This window comes from Flavobacterium sp., assembly GCF_028712645.1.
Taxonomy (GTDB): domain Bacteria; phylum Bacteroidota; class Bacteroidia; order Flavobacteriales; family Flavobacteriaceae; genus Flavobacterium.
In genome coordinates, this window is sequence record NZ_JAQTPQ010000366.1 from 1 (window position 1) to 2,803 (window position 2,803).

Sequence of the window (2,803 nt, forward strand, 5' to 3'; positions counted from 1 at the left end):
TAAACCATAATCTTTGTTTTAATGAAAGGGTAAAGGTAAAATATAAATTAAGAATTACGAATTACGAATTACGATTTGTTGAAAAGATTTTAAATCCTTGATTTTCTAATTGTTTCTGGTTTTAAAAAATTAGGAGTGAAGCTAACAGAGTTTTTATCGGTTCCGTTCAACAGGAGTTTCATCGTTCGTGCTGCGCACGCAACGAAAATCTTGGCTATTGTGCGTTCGTTTTTTTTACAAGATTCATTAGTTCGATATGAGGTTTAAATGTGTTTTTAATATTATTTGGAGAATATGCAGTATTTTCCAATATAACTAAATTCATTTTTGTTTTAGGATAATAATACGATGCAGAAGCAAAACCTGGAGCATAACCTAAAGCTCCAATTTGAATTTCGCTTTCACCATCTTTGAAAAGCAAACCATATCCATATTCTACAGTTTCAAAAATTGGGTGAATTCTTGTTGCATATTTCGTACTCATTAATTTAAGTGTGGTTTTTTTTACTAGTTTATTAGAGTGTAACATTTCATTCCATTTGTTCAAATCTTCACAGTTTGAAATAAACGAACCTGCAGGAACATAATTTATTAAACTATTATCTACATATTCTAATAGTCCATTTTCATTTTCTTCATAACCTTTTACAAGGTTTTTATATGTTTTATTGTTTGGATGAAAAGTATTTTTTAATCCATTTTGAACAAAAAATTCCGTTGATAATTGTTCAAAAGTTTTATTTGTAATTTTTTCAAGAATTTTAGACAAAAGTTCAAAACCTAATTGGGAATAGTGAAATTGACTTCCTTGCTCAAATTCTAAAGGGTTTTCAATATCCACAATTCCGTGTGTATGTGTAAGAAGTTGATGAATTGTCACATCATCTGCCCAACTTTGTTTAATTTCAGGTAAATAGTTACTTATTTTATCTTCAAATTTTAATTTTCCTTTTTCGTATTCTTTGAGAATTAAAACTGCTGTGATTTGTTTACTTATTGAACCAATTACAAACTGATTATTTTTATTTAAAATCGTTTTTTCGCTAATGTCAGAATAACCAAAGGTTTTTGAATATATATTTTTGTTATTTTTAGTCAGTAAAACACTCCCGTTGAACTTATTTTCTAAACAAATTTTATCTATTTCTGTAGTAATTTCGTTTTTTTTTATTTCAGTTAGTTTCTTCGAGCTTTCACAAGAAAATAATAATAAGAGTATTGTAAGATTTAGAAAAAAATATTTTTGTAATTTCATTTTTCATTTTTTTAATTCTGTTCGGTTGAAACTATTGCAAGTAACGGATTTATATGTAATTAGCCGATAATTAACACGAAAGATTGTGCGGAAGCCCTAGCTTAAATATACACCAAACCCGATATTTGTTATAGGTAATGTGACTTCTATACTTTTTATTAGTAAAATTAATTTTGCAATAATCTAACTCTGCAACCAATTTATAGCATCGGATTCACAATCAAATACTTTAAAGTTTGCACCTCTATTTACGGCAACAGTTTCTGCAAATCTGTTAATTTTTTCTCTTTGTGAATATGCTGCGATTTTGAAAGAATAATCAAATGCATTTGATATTTTCTCACCGGAAAAAAATCTTGTCATTTCATTATCTGGAAGTGACAAATCCTGTAAATCAAGCAAAATATGATTAATTTTTTGTGTGTTAGCCTCATTTTTAATAGCTTCAATTGACTCTAATGCATCAGTTGTTAACCATCTCCCGCTAACCTTTGCAACAAGATATTTGGGTGTCTTATTAAACTCTATTGAAATATTCATACTATTTATTATTTAAGATTGTTTCTATTATTTTTTCAAATAATTTTGATTGTCAGTTCTTGTCATTCTACATAACGACCCTCTACTACAGCGGATTTGGGACTAAATTAAGCCCTATTTTCGGATTAGCCAAATCAAATACAAAACCAATTTTCGATTAAGACTATTGTCCAAATCCGTTGTAGTAGCAGTTATGGGGCGTTCATTTAATTTACATTATTTTCTATTTCAATTAGTGAGTCTTTTACAATTATAATTAAGTCTTGTAATTCTACGGCATATTCCAGTTTTATGATTTTCTGAAATATGGTGAAGACAGGCGAAATTTCAATTTTATTTTCAATTTTAGGATTTTCATAAACCACAATGTCGAAAGTGGTTTTTTGCAGTTCCAGTCTGAAAGCATAACCCCAATCTGCATTTGTTGGCAAAAAAGTTTTATAATCTTTTTCTAATATTGATTCCAATTTTTCTCCAAGACCTGAAATATATGGTGTTTTAATTTCGATTTTAATTTCGTTGATTTCTTCGGTTTTTAATTGGGTAGATAGGTCTGATAAACATAAGACTTTATGTATTTTCAAATATATAAATAATTCTTTACAAATCATTTAGTTGGTGTTTAATTATTGATTCAGTTTCTTGATTACTTTCGCAGGATTTCCAACCGCCATTGAGTTATCAGGAATGTCTTTTGTAACCACAGAACCAGCGCCAATCACACAGCCATTTCCTATTGTAATTCCGGGGCAAATAATTGCATTGCCGCCAATCCAGCAATCGTCGCCAATTGTTACAGGTTTCGAAATTTTATGAGTGCGACGAATCAATGATTCAAGAGGATGTGAAGCGGTGTATAGTTGAACGCCTGGGCCAATGAAAACATTTGAACCAATTTTCACCTTGTTTTCGTCTAAAACAACACAGTTTACATTGAAAAATACATTTTCGCCACACGAAATATTATAACCGTAATCACAAAAAAACGGAGGCTCGATGTATAAATTC

At 29.5% G+C, this 2,803-nt stretch carries 4 protein-coding genes; all 4 read right to left on the minus strand.

Features of this window, described 5'->3' with window-relative positions:
• Positions 1 to 214: 214 nt before the first annotated feature.
• Complete coding sequence (locus tag PHC28_RS17915) at positions 215 to 1,255, minus strand: serine hydrolase (RefSeq protein WP_300103730.1); 1,041 nt, start codon at positions 1,253 to 1,255, stop codon at positions 215 to 217.
• 183 nt (positions 1,256 to 1,438) lie between these two features.
• On the minus strand, positions 1,439 to 1,795 hold the full coding sequence (locus PHC28_RS17920) for a hypothetical protein (protein ID WP_300103732.1): 357 nt from the start codon (positions 1,793 to 1,795) through the stop codon (positions 1,439 to 1,441).
• A gap of 206 nt (positions 1,796 to 2,001) precedes the next feature.
• Positions 2,002 to 2,406, minus strand: coding sequence for a hypothetical protein (locus PHC28_RS17925; protein WP_300103735.1), 405 nt, complete (start codon positions 2,404 to 2,406; stop codon positions 2,002 to 2,004).
• Between the two features lie 15 nt (positions 2,407 to 2,421).
• A partial coding sequence (locus tag PHC28_RS17930) for a sugar O-acetyltransferase (protein WP_300103737.1) occupies positions 2,422 to 2,803 on the minus strand: 382 nt, incomplete at its 5' end.

Bases quoted from the DNA above. Each gene is read 5' to 3' on its own strand.
- PHC28_RS17915 (WP_300103730.1), bottom strand. From the start codon at position 1,255: ATGAAATTACAAAAATATTTTTTTCTAAATCTTACAATACTCTTATTA.
- PHC28_RS17925 (WP_300103735.1), bottom strand. From the start codon at position 2,406: ATGATTTGTAAAGAATTATTTATATATTTGAAAATACATAAAGTCTTA.
- PHC28_RS17920 (WP_300103732.1), bottom strand. From the start codon at position 1,795: ATGAATATTTCAATAGAGTTTAATAAGACACCCAAATATCTTGTTGCA.